This window comes from Roseibium sediminis (assembly GCF_008711325.1).
Classification (GTDB): domain Bacteria; phylum Pseudomonadota; class Alphaproteobacteria; order Rhizobiales; family Stappiaceae; genus Roseibium; species Roseibium sediminis.
In genome coordinates this window covers 39285-58361 of the sequence record NZ_VXDB01000024.1, presented here as the reverse complement: position 1 = coordinate 58361, position 19077 = coordinate 39285, and the positions used below count along the sequence as shown (strand labels likewise).

General features: G+C 57.6%; 20 protein-coding genes. 9 read left to right on the top strand and 11 right to left on the bottom strand.

Annotated features, from left to right (window positions below; genetic code table 11):
- Positions 1-333: 333 nt before the first annotated feature.
- Positions 334-1845 carry an AMP nucleosidase gene (locus F0155_RS19370; RefSeq protein WP_425299988.1) on the bottom strand — a complete coding sequence of 504 codons (1512 nt, stop codon included), beginning with the start codon at positions 1843-1845 and terminating at the stop codon, positions 334-336.
- 230 nt (positions 1846-2075) lie between these two features.
- On the opposite strand from F0155_RS19370, the gene F0155_RS19365 reads away from it, so the two are divergent.
- The 6 genes from F0155_RS19365 to adh all read left to right on the top strand — a co-directional run bounded on the left by F0155_RS19365 (position 2076) and on the right by adh (position 8848).
- A complete protein-coding gene (locus F0155_RS19365) occupies positions 2076-2882 on the top strand; it encodes a transporter substrate-binding domain-containing protein (protein WP_192913851.1) in 807 nt (268 codons plus the stop codon).
- A 46-nt stretch (positions 2883-2928) separates the two neighbouring features.
- A complete protein-coding gene (locus F0155_RS19360) occupies positions 2929-3726 on the top strand; it encodes an amino acid ABC transporter permease (RefSeq protein ID WP_150526205.1) in 798 nt (265 codons plus the stop codon).
- A 375-nt stretch (positions 3727-4101) separates the two neighbouring features.
- Positions 4102-4779 carry a DNA-3-methyladenine glycosylase I gene (locus F0155_RS19355; RefSeq protein WP_150526204.1) on the top strand — a complete coding sequence of 226 codons (678 nt, stop codon included), beginning with the start codon at positions 4102-4104 and terminating at the stop codon, positions 4777-4779.
- 198 nt (positions 4780-4977) lie between these two features.
- The gene (locus F0155_RS19350) at positions 4978-6060 is read left to right on the top strand and encodes a site-specific DNA-methyltransferase (RefSeq protein ID WP_192913850.1); all 1083 of its coding nucleotides are present in this window, start codon (positions 4978-4980) and stop codon (positions 6058-6060) included.
- Positions 6061-6230: 170 nt separating this feature from the next.
- Complete coding sequence (locus F0155_RS19345) at positions 6231-7193, top strand: helix-turn-helix domain-containing protein (RefSeq protein WP_208999377.1); 963 nt, start codon at positions 6231-6233, stop codon at positions 7191-7193.
- A gap of 134 nt (positions 7194-7327) precedes the next feature.
- Complete coding sequence (gene adh, locus F0155_RS19340) at positions 7328-8848, top strand: aldehyde dehydrogenase (RefSeq protein WP_150526202.1); 1521 nt, start codon at positions 7328-7330, stop codon at positions 8846-8848.
- Positions 8849-8919: 71 nt separating this feature from the next.
- On the opposite strand, the gene F0155_RS19335 is transcribed toward adh, so the two are convergent.
- The 3 genes from F0155_RS19335 to F0155_RS19325 are packed head-to-tail and all read right to left on the bottom strand — an operon-like array spanning position 8920 to position 10327.
- The gene (locus tag F0155_RS19335; protein ID WP_161599843.1) at positions 8920-9567 is read right to left on the bottom strand and encodes a TIGR02453 family protein; all 648 of its coding nucleotides are present in this window, start codon (positions 9565-9567) and stop codon (positions 8920-8922) included.
- The gene (locus tag F0155_RS19330) at positions 9567-9908 is read right to left on the bottom strand and encodes a TfoX/Sxy family protein (protein ID WP_150526200.1); all 342 of its coding nucleotides are present in this window, start codon (positions 9906-9908) and stop codon (positions 9567-9569) included. The genes F0155_RS19335 and F0155_RS19330 overlap by 1 nt, the downstream gene beginning before the upstream one ends.
- A gap of 41 nt (positions 9909-9949) precedes the next feature.
- Positions 9950-10327, bottom strand: a complete 378-nt coding sequence (locus F0155_RS19325; RefSeq protein WP_150526199.1) for an MAPEG family protein — start codon at positions 10325-10327, stop codon at positions 9950-9952.
- A gap of 135 nt (positions 10328-10462) precedes the next feature.
- Between F0155_RS19325 and F0155_RS19320 the strand changes: the two genes are divergently transcribed.
- Entirely contained in the window at positions 10463-11074 is a 612-nt protein-coding gene (locus F0155_RS19320) for a TetR/AcrR family transcriptional regulator (RefSeq protein ID WP_150526198.1), read from the top strand.
- A gap of 2 nt (positions 11075-11076) precedes the next feature.
- Here F0155_RS19320 and F0155_RS19315 read toward each other — a convergent pair whose 3' ends face one another.
- The 5 genes from F0155_RS19315 to F0155_RS19295 all read right to left on the bottom strand — a co-directional run bounded on the left by F0155_RS19315 (position 11077) and on the right by F0155_RS19295 (position 15778).
- Positions 11077-11712, bottom strand: a complete 636-nt coding sequence (locus F0155_RS19315) for a DUF1287 domain-containing protein (RefSeq protein ID WP_150526197.1) — start codon at positions 11710-11712, stop codon at positions 11077-11079.
- 124 nt (positions 11713-11836) lie between these two features.
- Positions 11837-13117, bottom strand: coding sequence for a tyrosine--tRNA ligase (gene tyrS / locus F0155_RS19310; protein ID WP_150526196.1), 1281 nt, complete (start codon positions 13115-13117; stop codon positions 11837-11839).
- Between the two features lie 227 nt (positions 13118-13344).
- Complete coding sequence (locus F0155_RS19305) at positions 13345-13995, bottom strand: cysteine hydrolase family protein (protein WP_208999376.1); 651 nt, start codon at positions 13993-13995, stop codon at positions 13345-13347.
- 19 nt (positions 13996-14014) lie between these two features.
- Positions 14015-14482: a MarR family winged helix-turn-helix transcriptional regulator gene (locus tag F0155_RS19300; RefSeq protein ID WP_150526195.1), complete on the bottom strand. Its 468-nt coding sequence runs from the start codon at positions 14480-14482 to the stop codon at positions 14015-14017.
- Positions 14483-14716: 234 nt separating this feature from the next.
- Positions 14717-15778 carry a sodium-dependent bicarbonate transport family permease gene (locus F0155_RS19295; protein WP_150526194.1) on the bottom strand — a complete coding sequence of 354 codons (1062 nt, stop codon included), beginning with the start codon at positions 15776-15778 and terminating at the stop codon, positions 14717-14719.
- Positions 15779-15910: 132 nt separating this feature from the next.
- On the opposite strand from F0155_RS19295, the gene F0155_RS19290 reads away from it, so the two are divergent.
- Complete coding sequence (locus tag F0155_RS19290; protein ID WP_150526193.1) at positions 15911-16783, top strand: LysR family transcriptional regulator; 873 nt, start codon at positions 15911-15913, stop codon at positions 16781-16783.
- Positions 16784-16795: 12 nt separating this feature from the next.
- Here the strand turns inward: F0155_RS19290 and F0155_RS19285 are convergent, their stop codons facing one another.
- Positions 16796-17695, bottom strand: coding sequence for a glycoside hydrolase family 18 protein (locus tag F0155_RS19285; protein WP_150526192.1), 900 nt, complete (start codon positions 17693-17695; stop codon positions 16796-16798).
- 111 nt (positions 17696-17806) lie between these two features.
- Positions 17807-18259, bottom strand: a complete 453-nt coding sequence (locus tag F0155_RS19280) for a MarR family winged helix-turn-helix transcriptional regulator (protein WP_150526191.1) — start codon at positions 18257-18259, stop codon at positions 17807-17809.
- Between the two features lie 92 nt (positions 18260-18351).
- Here F0155_RS19280 and F0155_RS19275 point away from each other — a divergent pair, with 92 nt between their 5' ends.
- Positions 18352-19023 (top strand): glutathione S-transferase family protein, encoded by a 672-nt coding sequence (locus F0155_RS19275; protein ID WP_150526190.1) that lies wholly within the window; start codon positions 18352-18354, stop codon positions 19021-19023.
- The last annotated feature ends 54 nt before the right edge of the window (positions 19024-19077 follow it).

Sequence of the window (19077 nt, the reverse complement as noted above, 5' to 3'; positions counted from 1 at the left end):
CCGGCGCCCGCGGCTGCTCAAACCGTCCAAAATCAAACCGCAGGACTGAGATTGCGCAAACGCAAGGCGTTGTTCAGCAGCCTGTTAGAGTATTCTGCCGCTTTTCCTGCGCGAGGGATCTCCGCAATGAGACCATCCAGCCTACTACGCCTAAAAATATAGATATACTTGCAATGTAACCTTCGTTTGAGAGAAAAAATTTTACTTCATCCAACATCGTATTACTTGGCTCTTTGAACACTCCTATCGAGGAAAAAACACCTCAAACAGGCTGCGGCGAATAGGCACTTTCGCCGCAGTTCCACACTCGATTTTAAATACTATATAAGCAGTTTACTGGAAAGCGGTTTCCGCAAAGCTTCTGAGCTTGCGGGAATGCAGCCGGTCGCTCGGCATGTCGCGCAGCTTCTCCAGAGCCCTGAGGCCGATCTTCAGATGCTGGGCGACCTGCGTCTTGTAGAAGTCGGTTGCCATGCCTGGAAGCTTCAGTTCGCCATGGAGCGGCTTGTCAGACACACAGAGCAGGGTCCCGTAAGGCACGCGGAAGCGGAAGCCGTTGGCAGCAATCGTCGCCGATTCCATGTCCAGCGCGATTGCACGAGACTGGGAGAAGCGCTGCACGAGGCCCTTCTGGTCCCACAGTTCCCAGTTCCGGTTGTCAATGGAGGCAACCGTTCCCGTGCGCATGACGCGCTTGAGTTCATAGCCGTCATAACCGGTGATTTCGGCAACGGCTTCTTCCAGCGCCACCTGAACTTCGGCAAGCGGCGGGATCGGAACCCAGGTCGGCAGATCCTGATTGAGAACGTTGTCCTCGCGCACATAGCCATGGGCGAGAACGTAGTCACCCAGGGTCTGGCTGTTGCGCAGGCCCGCACAGTGACCAAGCATCAGCCAGGCATGCGGACGCAGAACCGCGATATGGTCGGTGATCGTCTTGGCGTTCGAAGGACCAACGCCGATATTCACCATCGTGATGCCGGCATGGCCTTTACGCTTGAGATGATAGGCCGGCATTTGCGGCAGCTTGGCGGGAGCAGTGCCCGAGCTGGGTTCGGTTTCCCCCGAGCGCGTGATGAGGTTGCCCGGCTCCACAAAAGCCTCGTAGCCACTGTTCGGATCAGCCAGAACCTCGTGGGACATGCGGCAGAATTCGTCGATATAGAACTGGTAGTTCGTGAAGAGCACATAGTTCTGGAAGTGCCCGGCTGCCGTTGCCGTGTAATGCTGCAGGCGGTGCAGGGAATAGTCCACGCGCGGCGCGGTGAAGGACGCCAGCGGCATCACCCCGTTTGCCGGCTCGTACGTGCCGTTGGCGATGGCGTCATCCATCACCGACAGGTCCGGGAGGTCAAACACGTCTGCCAGCGGCAAATCCAGCTTTGCAGCTGCAGCGCCGCCTTCCACATGCGTCCCGTCATAGAAGGCAAAGTGGAGCGGGATCGGCATGTCGCTGTCGCCAACCAGAACCGGAACATCGTGGTTCTTGATGAGAAGCGCGATCTGGGTTTCCAGATAATGGCGGAATAGATCCGGTCGGGTGATGGTGGTTCCGTGCATCCCCGGCCCCGACACGAAGCCGTAGGACAGGCGGCTGTCGAGACGGACGTGGCTGTCGGTCACGATATGGACCAGCGGATAGAAGGCCCGAACCCGGCCATCCAGCTGTTTTCCGTCCAGAAGGTCCTGAAAGGCTTTTCTCAGGAAAGCGGTATTGGCCTCAAAAATCTCGATCAGCCGCGCAACCGCCTGCTTCGCATCCGTGAAGGGCGTAAGCGGGTGGGCCGGTGCGGTTTCGGTCGGGCGCAGGGATTGACCGTTCAGAACACTCACATTGTCAGGCAATTTCTTTTCTCCTTATTGTTGTTGTTAACCGAACACCATCGACAACCTTGAACGCCGCGTCAATATGAATAAACGGCTTTTTTGAAGTTTTTTTCACATGACGAAAAGTTTTTCAGCAATCTGAACATCCGCAGGTCTGGCAATGCGCGTTGAAACTGCCTGGATGATGGGGTACTGCATCTGGGTGTCTTTTTGCGGGTCCCCTCTGCCCGTCACCTCAGGAGAGATCGATGACACGGCTCATGCCAGTTCTACAAGCCGCCACTTTTGCCATTGGCGCAATCGCCCTGTCCGGGATTGCCCAGGCAGCAGAATTGCCGAACCTCGATGGACGCGAAGTTGTCGTCGTCACCGAGAACGCCTATCCGCCGCTCCAGTTCGTTGATCCCAAGTCCGGTGACGCCATCGGCTGGGAGTATGACGCCATGGCAGAAATCGCCAAGCGCCTGAACATCAAGGTCACCTATGAGAATGTCAGCTGGGATGCGATGATCCCTGCTGTGTCCGAGGGCCAGTATGAAGTGGGCATGACCGGCATCACCATCCGTGATGACCGCAAGGAAAAGGTCGACTTCTCCGACGCCTACATGCGCTCGGAAATGTTCATGCTGGTTGGCGCCAAGGAAGATCGCTTCACCGATGCCAAGAGCTTTGCTGCCAATGAAGACCTTCTGGTTGGCGCGCAGCCGGGCACCACACCGTTCTATGTGGCGGTCTATGAAGTTCTGGATGGCAATGAAGCCAATTCGCGCATCAAGCTGTTCGAGACATTCGGCGCTTCGGTTCAGGCCCTGCGTGCTGGCGACGTTGATCTCGTTCTCACAGACGGCACTGCCGGCCAGGGCTATGTCAGCGCAAACCCGGATACCTTCAAGCTGATCGGCGATCCGCTGGGCAGCGAAGACTTCGGCTTTATCTTCCCGAAAGGCTCCAACCTCGTCGAGCCGATCAATGCCGCGATTGCTTCCATGAAGGAAGACGGCACGATGGATGCCCTGAACAAGAAGTGGTTCCTCGACTACAAGCTTGGCCAGTAAGAGAAACAAGCCCCGCTGATCACCCGACCGGCGGGGCACTTTTTTCATGGCGCATTCTTCTTCCGACAAAAACGAAGATTTTCCCTACTGGCTGGTCGCCCTGAGCGTTCTGGCGACGGGTTTTGCCGTCTATGCCTATGTCAGCGACATTTACGGGCAGGTGTTTGCCATTGTCGCAAAGGGCATCGGCATCACGATGTTCGTCACCCTTGTCGGCTTTTCCCTTGCCTCGGCGCTTGGCCTTCTGTTGGCCGTCGCTTCCCTTTCCAGATTTCTGGCCATACGCCAGATCGCCCGGTTCTATATCGAGGTCGTGCGGGGACTGCCGATTCTCGTGCTGCTGCTTTACATCGCCTTCGTGGCAACGCCGCTCCTTGTGGCCATCATCAATGCGATCATCGAACCGCTCGGGCTCGGCGAGATGAAGACGCGTGATTTTCCGCTGATCTGGCGCGCCATCGTTGCGCTGACCATCGGCTATTCGGCTTTCATCGCCGAAGTGTTTCGTGCGGGAATTCAGGCCGTCGACAAGGGGCAGATCGAGGCTGCCAAGGCGCTTGGCATGAACGGCTGGTTGCGGTTTCGCCTGATCGTCTTCCCGCAAGCGCTTAGAACCATCCTGCCTCCGCTCGGCAACGACTTCGTTGCCATGATCAAGGACAGCTCCCTCGTCTCCGTGCTTGGCGTTGCAGACATTACCCAACTCGGCAAGGTCTACGCCGCCGGGTCGTTCCGCTTCTTTGAGACCTATAACGTCGTAGCCTTCATCTATCTCACGATGACCGTCTCGCTGTCCCTCGCCCTTCGCAAGTTCGAAAGAAAGACCCGCATCGAGGAGCGGTAGAGCACATCCACCCAACCTTGAACCGTTTGAGCGCCGGGAGTGTTCGAGCTGACCAGGCGCGTTTGACGCTGCGGTGACATCCACCGCAAGGCAAACGCAACGCCGTCAGGGCGGACAAAACCAAGTTCAAGCGGTCTCATCCCCGGACAAGTCCCTTTTCGTGAACGCTTGGGCAGATTTTCCAGACCAGCGTCGTCGAAATCCTCGAATGATGCGTGGGCATCATTCTGTGGTCTTCTCCTTACTGGCCAGAAAATTCCACTCCATCAAACTGATCCAAGGTTGGGTGGATGTGCTCTAGACTGCGGCTCCCTTCTTGCCAATTCTCACAAGGCAAGGCAGCGTAGGCCGTTCTTACCCTGCGGAGTAACGTGCATGCGTCCCTTTTCGGAAATCGAGGCCCTCGCGGCAGAGCAAAAAGGAGGGCACGACACGCTTGTCAGCCTTCTGGCCGAGCGGGAAGGGCCGAAGACGCCTGAGGAACTTGCGGCGATCAGCGACGATCGCTGGCTCGCCATGTTCACGCGCTGCGTTTTTTACACCGGCTTCAGCTGGAAAGTGATCGACCAGAAATGGCCCGGTTTCGAGGAAGCCTTCGAAGGGTTCGACGTTGGGCTCCTCTCCTTTTGGCCGGATGAAGAATATGACCGGTTGACCAGCGACAAGCGAATTGTCCGCAACGGCATGAAGATCCGTTCCGTTCAAGCCAACGCCCTCTTCCTGAAAGACCTGGCCGCCGAGCACGGCAGCGCGGCACGCTTCTTCGCCGATTACCCGGTTACAGACCAGATCGGGCTCATGGACCTTCTCAAGAAACGGGGTTCGCGACTCGGCGGCGCGACCGGATCACTTGCGCTGCGATTCATCGGCAAGGAGAGTTTCATGCTTTCCAGGGATGTAATAGCTGCTTTGATTCGCGAAAAAGTTGCATTTTCTGACAAGCCATCGAAAAAAAATCTTCAGGCGATTCAGCAAGGCTTTAACGAATGGAAAGCTGAAAGTGGTCGTTCGTTGAACGAAATCAGCAGAATTCTGGCCTTTTCCGTAGGCTAGGTATAGTCACCGTAAGGTCAAGGCTTTACTAATGTAAACAAAGCATTGATTCATAGGACTCTTTTCTGATTCCTGCTTAACGCCTGATTTACCAAACCCGGTAACCATGACACTCGAAATTGCGTGAGGTATTGCGTCGCAATGAGTGTTCTGCGTACTGGGGTGTCCTTCGCGACACCCCTTAAATCCCAAGGTTCCATGGCGGAACCATCCTGGCTCAACACCATTCACCGCGGAGACTGTGTTTCCGCGCTGGAACGACTGCCGTCCAAATCGGTTGACCTGGTTTTTGCCGACCCGCCCTACAACCTCCAGCTTGGGGGTGATCTGCTGCGGCCGGACGATTCCAAGGTCGACGCTTGTGACGACCACTGGGACCAGTTTGCGAGCTTCGAGGCTTATGATGCCTTTACCCGCGCATGGCTGCTTGCCGTGCGGCGCGTGATGAAGCCGGACGCTTCCCTTTATGTGATCGGCTCCTACCACAACATCTTCCGCGTTGGCGCGATCCTTCAGGATCTTGGCTTCTGGATCATGAACGACATCATCTGGCTCAAGTCCAACCCGATGCCGAACTTCCGGGGCAAGCGTTTCACCAACGCGCATGAAACCATCATATGGGCAACCAAGTCCAAGGATGCCAAGCCGACCTTCAACTACGACGCCCTGAAGACGTTCAATGACGATCTGCAGATGCGTTCCGACTGGCAATTGCCGCTGTGCACCGGTGGCGAGCGCCTGAAGGACGAGGCTGGCCAGAAGGTTCATCCGACCCAGAAGCCGGAAGCCCTGCTTTATCGGGTGTTGACCGCCTCTTCCCAGCCGGGCGACGTTGTCCTTGATCCCTTCTTCGGCACGGGCACGACTGGGGCTGTCGCCAAGAAACTCGGCCGGAACTATGTCGGCGTGGAGCGCGAGGAAGAGTATATCCGCCACGCGGAAGCCCGCCTTGCCGCAATCACCCCTGGAGATGCTGAATCTCTGGAAATGCAAAAGGGCAAGCGCGCGGAAAAGCGCATTCCCTTCGGCTCCCTGCTGGAAACCGGCATCTTGAAACCCGGAACCGAACTGTCCTGCTCCAAGGGCCAGCATCTGGCTGTCGTCCGCGCGGACGGTTCCCTGAAGTCGGGCAATCACACCGGGTCCATTCACAAGGTCGGTGCGTTGGTTCAGGGTCAGCAGTCCTGCAATGGCTGGACTTTCTGGCACACCGGTTCAGGCAAGTCCCGCACGCCGATTGACGAACTGAGACAAGATCTCCGATCCCGCCTGCAGAAATAAGCAGGACACGCTTCGCGATCCCCGCGAATATCTGCCCCCGGTTTGTTTCCATGGAAACACCGGGGGTTTTTTCATGCCTGCCCTGCCCCCTTGCACCTATGTACAGACATACACCTGGCCGCGTTTGATGTATTCAAAATGCCAATCTCCCGTTTGGTCAGGATCGGAGTTTGGAAATCGCAACCGCCCAGAACCATGTCGACACAGTCCTGCGAACGGTCCACTCGCGCTCGGCTCCGGCAGCTAGCCTGATTGCAGCGTCCTGGTCCCGGTCGGCGATGTTTCATGGACTGGACCCGGCGGCGAGCAAGAGCCGGGATTGTCTTGAAAGCCACGCGCTTGGCCATCGACAGGCAGCATTGGCAAAACTTTTGAGGCTTGCCGCGTCCAAACTCGACCACCTCTATGGCCTGCTTGGCTCCGCCGGCTGCACGGTTATCCTGACCGACGCGGATGGCATTGTTCTCGATCGCCGCTGCAGTGTTGCAGATACGGCTGACTTCGACAGATGGGGGCTTCGCGAGGGGGCCGACTGGAGCGAAGCCGCCGAAGGCACGAACGGCATCGGCACATGCCTCGCCGAGCAACGGCAGGTTATTGTTCACGGTCCCGAACATTTCCTTGCCCGCAATGTTGCCATGAGCTGTGTCGACGCTCCGATCCACGGTGCCGAGGGCCAGCTGATCGGCGCTCTGGATGTCTCGTCGGCACGCGCCAACCAGACCGACATGCTCAACCGGCTTATCGCCTCGTCCGTTGTCCAGATGGCCCAGCGCATTGAGGCCGAGACCTTTCGGGCGACATTTCCCGGTGCACGGATCCTGTGTGCAGATCAAGCGCCCTCGGACGCAGTCGCTCTCCTGGCCGTCAACAGCGACGACATCGTGATCGGGGCGACCCGCGGGGCGCGCAAGGCGTTTCATCTGCCTGCCTCCGGTCCCTTCTCCCATGTTCCTGCAACAGATCTTTTTGGCCGTGAAGACGGGGCGACAGGCTTTGCCAAGGCCGAACGTGCCGCAATCCAGCGGGCGCTGACGCGGGCGCAGGGCAACGCATCCAAGGCGGCAAGAGACCTTGGAATTGGCCGTGCAACCCTATACCGGCGCATGAAGCGGCTTCAGATCGAAACCTGACCCCTCAACCTGTCTCAGAAGCGAGACAGGTTGGCCCCCGGACCTTCTTCGGGGCGGTGATATCTTCCTCGCACATGGGCACACTCCCCTCAGCCTTGGCGGAGGAGCCAGGGACCAAAGTGGAGGAGACCCCCATGAACGAAATGTCCAAGATTGTGGCTGACGCCAGCTCACCTTTCAAAGCGCGCTACGACAACTTCATCGGCGGCAAGTTTGTTGCCCCGGTCAATGGCCGCTACTTTTCCAACATCACACCGATTACCGGCGCCGCTGTCTGCGAAGTCGCCCGCTCGGATGCCGCGGATGTGGAGCTGGCGCTGGATGCGGCCCATGCTGCGAAGGATGCATGGGGCAAGACCCCGGCAGCGACCCGGTCCAACATTCTCCTGAAGATCGCCGATGTGATCGAGGCCAATCTCGACCTTCTGGCGCAGGCGGAAACCTGGGACAACGGCAAGCCGATCCGCGAGACCACCGCAGCCGACATTCCCCTGTCCGTCGACCATTTCCGCTATTTTGCGGGCATCCTGCGCGGTCAGGAAGGCTCCATGTCGGAAATTGACGCCGACACGATCGCCTATCACTTCCACGAGCCGCTGGGTGTGGTTGCCCAGATCATTCCGTGGAACTTCTCGCTGCTGATGGCCGCATGGAAACTGGCTCCCGCGCTGGCTGCCGGCAACTGCATTGTCCTGAAGCCTGCAGAACAAACCCCGGCCGCCATCATGGTTCTGGTGGAACTGATTGCCGATCTTTTGCCTGCCGGTGTCCTGAACGTCGTCAACGGATATGGCGCGGAAGTTGGTGCGGCCCTCGGGCGCTCCAAGCGAATTGCCAAGATCGCCTTCACCGGCTCCACGGCAACGGGCCGCAAGATCATGGAATATGCGACCGAGAACCTGATCCCGGTCACACTGGAACTCGGCGGCAAGTCCCCGAATATCTTCTTCTCCGACGTGATGCGCGAAGATGATGCGTTCCTCGACAAGGCTGTTGAAGGGTTTGTGCTCTTCGCCTTCAACCAGGGTGAAGTCTGCACCTGCCCGAGCCGTGCCTTGATCCAGGAAGACATTTATGACGCCTTCATCGAGCGGGCCATCCAGCGCGTGAAGGCCATCAAGCAGGGCGACCCGCGTCTTGCCGACACGATGGTTGGCGCGCAGGCGAGCCGTGAGCAGCAGGAGAAGATCCTCTCCTATCTGCAGATTGGCCGTGAGGAAGGGGCCGAAGTGCTGGTGGGTGGCGGCGCGGCCGATTTTGGCGGCGATCTGGCCAATGGCTATTACATCCAGCCGACCATCCTGAAGGGGCACAACAAGATGCGCGTCTTCCAGGAAGAAATCTTCGGTCCGGTTGTTTCCGTCACCACCTTCAAGGACGAGGCAGAGGCGCTCGCCATTGCCAATGACACGATGTACGGCCTTGGCGCCGGTGTCTGGTCCCGCGATGCCAACACCTGCTACCGCTTTGGCCGTGCCATTGAGGCAGGCCGTGTGTGGGTGAACAATTATCACGCCTATCCGGCGCATGCGGCCTTCGGCGGCTACAAGCAGTCGGGCATTGGCCGCGAGACCCACAAGATGATGCTGGACCACTACCAGCAGACCAAGAACATCCTGATGAGCTACAATCCAAACAAGCTGGGCTTCTTCTGATCGCTCAGGTTCTGATCCCTCTGGCAATCAGGCAGGGTTCAGGGGCGGCGAGATTTTTCGCCGCCCCTTTTTCATTCAATCTCACCCAGAAGCTCTACGATTGGCGCGAACACGATGAGGCGGTCCACGCAGTTTTCCGGCCCGTCGGCTCCAAGTGCAGGCGTGACATCTTCCTGATCAATCCAGACAGTCAGTCCCTTGCGTTTCAGCAGATCCGCCGCCCGGTGATCTTGCGGAAAAGGCGCGGGCACCTTCTTTAGATCAGGTTTCGGCACTCTCGCTCCCAGCCCCTCCAGTGCATTCAAAGCTGCGACCACACGTTCCCCGCCTTCGCCTGACACGAAGTCCCGCCACCGGGCCAATCGCCCCGGCGCAAATTGCATGATGCCAGCCCCGAAGGTGAGCTTGCCCGGCTCGAGCCCCAGCATCAGCGCTGGCCCGTCCTTCTCGCCGTCACCTTTCATGAAGGCCATATGGACATGCGTATTGTAGGGTGTCTTGTCCTTGGCAAATCTCAGATCACGATTGATCCGGAAGATCCGGGCACGATGCGGTGCGTCCAGTTTCTCCTCAAGCATGCGGACGACTTCCGCTGAAAACCACTTCGCAGCATCCCGCACATCAGTCTCATAGATCTTGCGATTTGCGCCAAACCAGTCGCTTGTGTTGTTGGCCCTGAGATCGGTGAGAAAATCGACGGTTGCCTCGGAAAATGGCATCATTTCTCCGGCAAGGTCATGGCATGCCCGACGGCAAGCTGAACCCACTCCCTGATGGTCCCGTCCTCATGATCTTCCGCATTCACGAAGAAGAAGCCCGACATGCGCCGCCCGCCCTGAACCATCGGCTCCGCACCGGGCAAGGCGGAGGCGCGGGCCTCGTTTTCCTTGCCGACACGAAACATGAACCGCGGCACACCCTCCTTCGAGCGATCTGCCCCACCGATCATGTTGCCTTGAACCATGAAACAGACGCCGCCCATCATCCGCTTTTCCGAGAGGCCCGGAAGCCCGTCGACAAAGTCACGAAAGCGGTTGGTCAGCTCCTCGTCATACGCCATATCTGCCTCCCTGGTCAGTTGCGCGTCCAGCCCCCTGTCGCTCAGGCCATCCAGAGCGTGTAAAGCACCCAGACACCGATGAGTGCAGCCGGGAATTGGGTCATCGTCATCGGCAGTGCCCGCATCTTCTGATCATACAGGACAAAATAGAGAGCCCGCCCGACAATAAACGACAGCACCGCCAGCCAGAGCCAATTCGTACCCAGTCCAAGCGCCTCTCCAGCCCCCAGCACCAAGGCCGTTGCTGGCGCATTCTCAACCAGATTGCCATGGAACCGTGATCGCTTGAACAACACGGGGTCGGTACCCTCTCCCCTCAACTGGTTGGTTGCTCCGCGATAAAGACCGATCCAGCTGGTCAAGACCACGAGAGCGATCGCGTAAAGACCAATGAATGTGAATGTGACGGGTAGAACCATTTAACTTCTCTCAACTTTGCAACTTTCCGAGGCATCCCGGTGAGGGGCGCATGCTGGAAACCTGACGGCATTCTAAATATGTTCAAGAACATATTTAGGGATCGGCTATGCTGCGCCGAAGCCACAGAGGAAGCCATGCCATACAGTCCCGAACACAAGGCGCGCGTCAGGGCCAAAATCGTCGAGAATGCCCGGATCCTGTTCAATCGCCGCGGGTTTTCCGAGGTGTCCATAGACGACATCATGGCCGAAGTTGGCCTGACCCGAGGCGGGTTCTACAATCATTTCAAGAACAAGAACGAGGTCTATGCGGAAGCAATCTCGGGATTCCTGAACGGGCGCGGCAAGGAATGGCGCGATCAGGCGGGCATCGACCTGCAGTCTGGAGGCCCCGAAACCGTTCGGGCCATGATCGACAGTTATCTCTCCACCGAACATCTCGGGGATCTGGATGGCCAATGCCCGATGATTGCCCTTCCCTCGGACGTTGCCCGCGCCACACCGGAAGTGAAGGCATCCTATGAATCCCTGTTAAAGGCGATGACTTGGCTGTTTGAACACAATCTTGCAGGCGCAGAACCTCAGGCGGATACCCGGCAAAAGGCGCTGGCCCTGTCTGCCCTTTGTGTGGGCGGAATGGTCCTGTCACGCACAATCGAAAACAAGGCTTTGAAAGACGAAGTGCGTAATGCGGCCCGCGAGACAGCATTGTCCCATGTCAGGCCTCTGGAGGCAGGCGGCGACTGACCTCATGCACCTTCGACCCCCGGCGGGGGAAAGCGGAAATGCCCTGTGAGCTCGAAAGTGAACAGCCGGTCTTCCAATCGCGTGCCGCCACCGATGTTATGAATGACCATCGGATGGTTTGAACCGGGTGCGGCCTGATCGCTGACGATCGCCATATGGGGCAAGTTTCCGGGCAGCACCTGCTCGATAATATCTCCCGTAAGGAAGTCTTCTCCCCGGTCACTCACCTGCAGGCGTGCGCCCCGCCGCTCGAAGAACTTCGCAAGGTTCAGCACCCGCCGATGATCGATATTCCGGTCGGGGCGCTTCAGGCCCCAGCGTGTCGGATAGGACGAGAAATTTGCTTTCATGTCCTTGTGAACGGCTTCCTGCAGATCAAACCCGAACGCGTCCCGGTAGGCGCGGATCACAACATCGGAACACACGCCCCGGTCCCGCGGAACATCCCCGTTTGGAAATTTTAGGCCGACATAAGCGGGATCGTAGATCACGGTCACGCCGATCTGGCTTTTCGCGGCCTCCACCAGCTTCAATGCCCATCTTTCGGACTGCAGCGTCGCGGCGGAAAGCCTGCAATTGAGCCCAATGGTCGACGCCGACACCATGGCAGCGCCCATCAGAAAAGTCCTTCGGTCCATGTTCGCTCTCCTTTTCGGGCAACCTACTCGGGACGCTGGGTCAATTCTGTGGCACGAGCAGAAATTCCGGCGAACAGGCAGGCCGGGACGCACCATGAGCCCCGGCCTCAGGCCGTAAACGAGATCAGGAAAAGCCGACCAATGCCTTTCGCCGCTTGCCGACGGCCACTGCCAGCCGGTCTTCCGCCTGCAGATCGCCGACACTGATTTGACGGCGGACATCCTCGATCACCTGTCGATTGAGGCGAACACCACCCCCTTCCACGAGCCGCCGAGCTTCCCCGTTTGTGTCCGCAAATCCAATCCGGACCAGCAGTTCCAGAAGGCCAAGGCCTTCCGACAAACACTCGCGAGGCAGAACATGGGTCGGGTCGGTCAGGTCTCCGTCTCCGGAAAACAGCGCCTCTCCCTGCTCCAACGCCGTTCTGGCCTCTTCGGCTCCGTGAACAATCGCCGTCACCTGCGTGGAAAGGATCTTCTTGGCCTCGTTCAGCTCGTTGCCCTGAAGCAGCGACAACCGCTCGACCTCATTGATGGGAAGCTCGGTGAAGAGACGCAGGAAACGGCCAACATCGGCATCGGCCGTGTTGCGCCAGAACTGCCAGAAACCGAAGGGCGACAGATGTTCGGGATGCAGCCAGACCGCACCAGCCGCTGTCTTGCCCATCTTTGCCCCGCCTGCCGTGGTGAGCAGAGGAACGGTCAGGCCGTGCAACTTGCGCCCGTCCGCCTTGCGGCCCAGCTCAATGCCATTGACGATATTGCCCCATTGGTCCGATCCGCCAATCTGCATCTCGCAATTGTAGCGACGGGACAGCTCGAGGAAGTCGACCGCCTGCAGCATCATGTAGCAGAACTCAAGGACGGTCAGCGGGGACTGGGCTTCCAGCCGGGACTTCACGCTCTCGAATGTCACCATCCGGTTGACCGTGAACTGGGAGCCGTAGTCCCGCAGGAATTCGAGGAACCGGAACTCGGTGAGCCATTCGGCATTGTCGACCATGATCGCACCGTCTTCACCGCTCATGTCGACAAGCCGATCGATGCACCGGCGAATCCCGGCAACATTTGCAGAAATCTGGAGATCGTTCAGCAGGGGACGCGCTTCGTTGCGAAAGCTTGGATCACCAACCTGCGTGGTCCCGCCGCCCAGAACAGCAATCGGACGATGCCCGAGTTTCTGCATCCAGCGCATGGCCATCAGCGGCATCAGATGTCCGACATGAAGGCTGCCCGCTGTTGCATCGAACCCGGCGTACACGGTGACCGGACCTTCGGCCAGGCGGGCATCAAGAGCTTCAAGATCGCTGGCCTGATTGACGAGGCCGCGTTCCAGAAGAACCTGCAAGGTTTCCGATTTGAGACGCGTTGCCGGTTTTCCGGCTTCAAGCATGTGTCTGGTCATTTTGGCTTTCCCGGTGGAGTGCCCGCCAGGTGCCTTCACAAATCAAAAAGCCGCCTGACGCGGCGGCTTTTGTGAGGTTTGATTTGTCAGAGCAAAATCCTACGCAGCCGCCGATATGTCGGAGACGTAATAAAAATATACGAATGCTGCGGTGCGGATCTTGGTCATGCGCGCAATCTTGTCGAAATCTGCAGGTCTGTCAAGGCAGATAGAATGGCTGCGCAGTTTCAGGCGACCTGCACACCAATTCCCACTAACTCAGACCTTAAATCCCGCCACTTTTCGAGTGTGTTGGTCAGCGTCCCGGCCTCACGGATTTCCACCTCATAGCCACGGGCAAGCGCACCTTTCGCCGTCAGCTGCACGCAGTGACAGGCATCAAGGCCCATCAGAACAAGCTGACCAACGTGGTTTTCCTCCAGCCAGGCTTCAAACTCCCGGTTGGAAAAACTGTCGCCAATCGACTTTTCAAATGTGGGCGCGGTTCCCACATCCAGCGCCCGGTCAAGTCTCAATCCTTCCCGACCCGGCGTACCCATCCCGCCTGCGGTCATCTTCATCGCCCAGATGACAGGCTTGTCCCGAAAGACGTATTTAATGAAAGCGACGGGAGTTCCATCAGAACGGGCCTCGAAAACGGCCTTGTTGATTTCGGACAAGGCCGTTTCGGTTGCCTGCCCGTTGTAGGCGTGCTTGCCGGTGTTTCGGGTAAAGTCCTCCTGAACATCAATGACAATCAAAGCAGTGTTCAGCCTTGCGCTTCGGTCAATCCGAGGACCTCGTGTGGGTCGCCCGACCCGGGCCAGCGCAAATAGGACGTAGAAAACTCCCACGGCGATGCACATGGCCAGAACCCCGATCAAAACGTCGATACTCATGACTTGACCTTCAAATTGCTCATTCAAGCGAACCGAGATTATCCGGATCGTCTTCAAATGCAGAGAAATGCTCCAAAAGCTGGCGCAAAACGACTTCGGTCGACGCGAGCTCCGCTTGAGACAGAGGGGTCACCAGGGCCTCAAGTTCCATGTTTTCAGTCTGGCGAATTCTCTCGAATTCAGACAAACCATCTTTCGTCAGCGCAAAAAGCGGCGACCGCTTGTGTGCCGGGTTTGGGCCTCTTTCCAGATATCCCTTGGCCTCCAGCTCATTCACCAGAAGTTGGATTTGCTGGCGCTTCAAGAACAGGTTCCGGGCGATTTCCGGAACCGACGATTTCCCCTTAACCGCCAGAATTTCCATGACAGCCCGCATGCCAACGCTGATGCCTGATCCTGCGAGCTTCGTCTCGACGGCCCTCGCCAATCGACGGTGAACCGGTCGAATGAGCTGGATGATTGCGTAGGCTTGATCAGTCTTGGTCACACTGCCTCCTTATTTGACAATTGTATTGTCATGTTGACATTTAATTTGTCAACTTTTATTTCCGGAGCTTGGATCAGATTTCTCTCCTAAAGGACGACCAACAGCAGTCTGCGCGCCTGACCTAACAGGGCGTTTGCATGGCGCTCCCACTTCCGCACGCATTCCAACTGGTTTCGGGTTTGGGGCGAGCTGCCGCGCCAAGAAGCCGCCGCATCTCGCTCCACGTTGAGCTCGCTAGAAGCCGATCACGTAATCCGCCAAGGCCATGAAGAGGGGAATGGAGAGGATTGCGACCGGAGTGCCCAGGCCGGTTGAAGCTCCGACATAAGCAGACGGGTTTGCCTCCGGCAGGGCTGCCCGCATGGTGGGCGGCCCCGAAATATCCGAGCTGGACGCCGCCATGACGGAAAGAAGGACCACACCGCCCGCCGAAAAGCCGGTGAAGTGGTGCGCCACCAGTCCGAGGGAAAAGCCGAGCAGACCATGGATCTGCGGGGCGACAAGCGCATAGAGCACGTAAGCGTGGGCCACCTTCTTCAGTTCCGCCAACCGCGACCAGGCCTCCATGCCCATAACCAGCATCAGGATCGTCAGGAGACCACGAAAGAGCGGCTCATAGAAACTGGCGAAGACCGCCTCGGGCCGGGCCAGCAAGCCAATGGCAATGCCCAGAAGCAGCGCAGAAATGGCCGGGCTCTTGATCGTATCGACGATGATGTCCCTTGCAAGCTTGCTGTCAAAGTCGCCGGTGAAGCTGCTGTGGCCACCGCCGATCACAGCTGTTCCGCTAGATGTTGACGAAATGGCCGTCGCCTTGACCATGCTCATCCGTGCCATGAAGATCGCTGTGACAAGGGCCGCAACATCCATGAAGGGATAGAGGGCACCAATGAAGCCCTCGTAGTAGATCCCTTCCGCATCCAGCATCGCCATGCCGGCGGCCAGAGTTGCAGCAGATACAGCTCCGAACAATCCGACGGTCGCCATTGCATCCGCCTTTGGAACACCCTCCCAGAAGGAGAAGATCTTTGCTCCGAACAGCACGATGACGATGCCGATGAGTGCAGCAAGGAGGGCCGGGACGGCCAAAGACAGCGCATCTGCGGATCGCACGGAAATCCCCGCGCTCAGCCCCACCTTCAAGAGCAGGAGCAGGACAACAAACTTGTAAACGGGTGCAGGGACTTCCAGCTTGCTGCCGAGCGCGGCCAGCACCATGCCGCCAATGAGGAATGCCATCGTTGGCTTTTGCAGCTGCCCCACAAGGGTTGCGGCCACTTCGAGGATCATCGCCATGTTTCGGTCTCTCTGTTGGGTGTGAGCAATTGGCGACCGATATGCCCCACACCAATAAATAATAAAAATATATCTTTTATGTATTTTTGTTCTATTTAACTGAACACGCGTGGCGCTGCTTGAGGACCTCATATGGACAATCTGAATTACCACCATTTGCGCTACTTCCGGGAAGTGGCGCATGAGGGAAACCTGACGCGCACAGCGCAACGGGTGAACCTGTCGCAATCGGCCCTGTCCATGCAGATCAAGCAGCTTGAAGCCCGATTGGGTCATGCCCTCTTCGACCGGTCCGGACGCCAGTTGGTGCTGACAGAAGTGGGACGGATCGTGCTGGACCATGCGGACCGGATCTTCGGAACCGGAGAAGAACTGGTCGCCACCTTGCAGCGCTCCGGCCAGTCGGCGCCCCCCTTGCGCGTCGGTGCACAGTCAACACTGTCGAGAAACTTTCAGCTGCGCTTCCTGAAACCCGTTCTTGAGCAGGGGCCACATTCACTCGCCCTTCGCTCGGGAAGCGCCAGCGTCCTTCTGGATGCGCTGAAGTCGCTGGCACTTGATGTAGTGCTGACCACAAGTCCGCCTGACAGTACCTTGTCGGGAGATTTCACCGCGCACCGGCTTGCCGAGCAGCCTGTTTTCATTCACGGAAACCCGGCACGCCTTGCAAACAGGCAACTGCCTGACCTGCTCGCAAGCGAACCGCTGATCCTGCCGAGCGAAAGCTCGATCCGCACCGGGTTCGACAGTCTCGTGGCCCGGCTGGGTCTTTCTCCAAACATCATCGCCGATGTGGACGACATGGCCATGGTCCGCCTGTTGGCCCGCGAGAATGTGGGCCTTGCCATTGCCCCATCCGTCGTCCTTGCGGACGAAATTGCTTCCGGTTTGATCGCCACGGCGCCATTTGACCTCAAGATTTTCGAGGCTTTTTATGCGGTCACGGTCGAGCGGGCCTTTCCGCACCCGGTGCTTGGTGCTTTGCTGAACGGCGCGCTCGACTGACCGCTCGGCAATCTAGCTATCCAGCGCTGCCTGGATGATGCTCGCCCATTCGCAGGCGTTCTGATTGGTTCCGTTGTTGAGGGCAAATTGCCAGGCCATGACCCCGCCGAATTTGGAGCCAAGTTGCTGGACGATCGGCGTCACCAGATAGGTGGCGACATCCTGAGCGCACAGATAGCCGCTGCCACCATTTTCCGGGGACGAGATCTTGCCGAGAACCAACTGGTCAGCAGGAAAGGCGTTGCTCAAGGCCAGAATGCTGGAGGCAAAGGCTGTGGACGCTGTCGACCCGACAACAAGGTTCGCCTGCTCGTCCGCAGATGCGCCGACAAAAGACGGATTGTTGTAATACTGGATATTCAGCCAGTCGATGTGGCGCCCCGCTTTCTGCAGGACCCCGCAGTAGGGGCCTGCCGGATATTGCGGATACTCGTTCGGATAAAGATAGGGTGGCTGAGGGGCGTGGGATACGAGCGTCCCATCAAAGCCTGCGCTTGATTTGAGGGCGGTCGAAAGGTCGCTCAGGAATGCCACCGGGTCATAACCTGCGCCTGCCGGATTATAGAATGCCTCGGTGATTTCGTAGTCGATGTCGACACCATCGAGCTTGTTCTGGCGCACGAAGGCCATGATGGAGGCAGCTGCCTGATCGACATTGGCAGCAAGTCCTGCCCAGCCCTCCGGCGTTGCCGTTCCCCCGCCAAGCGAGACCATCACCTTTCGCTTCCCGCCTTCGCGGATCGCGTCCACCGACTGCAGCAGGGATTCAAGTTCTCCACTCGGGGTCACTGTTCCATCCGCATTGGGCAGCAGGAAGGACAGGATCACATGGGTGAAATCACTGCCAACTATGCCGCTGATCGGCGCTTCCTGACTGAGAGCATAGATGATGTTGCGTGGGGTCGATGACATGAGGCCTCCTCATAGTTGCCTGTGCTGGCTTCCAGCACATTCCCGTTTGAGGACGCACGCCGCCTTTTCTTGTGATCAACCAAACTCGGTTAGTCTGTCACAGGTAGCAATCTATTCTGGTATTTTTTTAAGAGCCTCCAAAATCAGCTTCATCTCCTCCTCGGTGAGATGTTGACCAAGCTCATTTTCGACCGCTGATCGGTAAACCGGCCACATTGCATCAAGGAGCTGCTCACCGGATGCGGTCAATTTCACGACCGTGCCGCGCCCATCGTCCTCAGATCTGGCCTTTTCCGCGTAGCCTGCCTTTGCAATTCGTTCGAGCAATCTAGAAACGTTATATTGCGCCAACAAGGTGCGCCTTTCGATGTCGACGGGCCGCAGCGCCTTGCTGTCTTCGCGGCGAAGCTCAAGCAGGACATCGTACCAGCTCAAGGGGGGAAACCCCTCGTTCTTGAGTTTTCGCTCCACCCGTTCAAGCAGGTTGTGGCTGGTTTTGATCACGCGGGCCCAGACATTCATCAACCTGTCAGTCCGGACCCGATCCGAAGTGTCATCATTCATGATGCATCGATACCTTCTTCATGCAGCTGCATCAATATTGATTTTCAATGTAGGTGCATTTATATTCATGCAGCTGCATGAAAGGAATGATCATGACACATCAATACACTTTGGTAAGCCACGCCCTTTGCCCCTATGTCCAGCGAGCTGCCATCGTTCTTCAGGAAAAGGGCGTTGCCTTTGAACGGATTACAATCGATCTCGCGGACAAACCGGATTGGTTCAAAAAAGCTTCGCCATTGGAAAAAGTGCCGCTCCTGAAAGTCGATGATGACCAGTTTTTGTTCGAATCAGCGGCAATCGCTGAATATCTGGACGAAACTCTCCCCGGTCGCCTGCTGCCGGAGAACCCGGAAGAACGCGCAAGACATCGCGCCTATGTGGAGTTTGCCTCGCAAATCCTGAACGGGATCGGCTCGCTCTACAGCGCAGGTGATGAGATTGCGTTTCGAAAGGCAGCGCTCAATCTTCGAGCCAAATTCGAGCATCTTGATAAGATGATTGACCATGATGGTCCGTTCTTTTCGGGAAGCGACTTTTCCCTTGTCGACGCGGCATTTGGGCCGGTTTTCCGTTATTTCGATGTTTTTGAGGACTTTTCCTACACCGGCATTTTTGACGGACTGCAGTCCGTCAAGCGGTGGCGTCTGGCGCTGTTCAATCGTCCATCGGTTCGCAATGCGGTGTCTGAGACCTACCCGACCTTGCTCCGAAATTTCCTGATCAAGCGCAACAGCTGGATGACCACTCTCATGGCCGCCTGAGTACAAAAAAGGGCGATCCGGTTGGATCGCCCTTCGCTTTTTCAGATTTGCGTT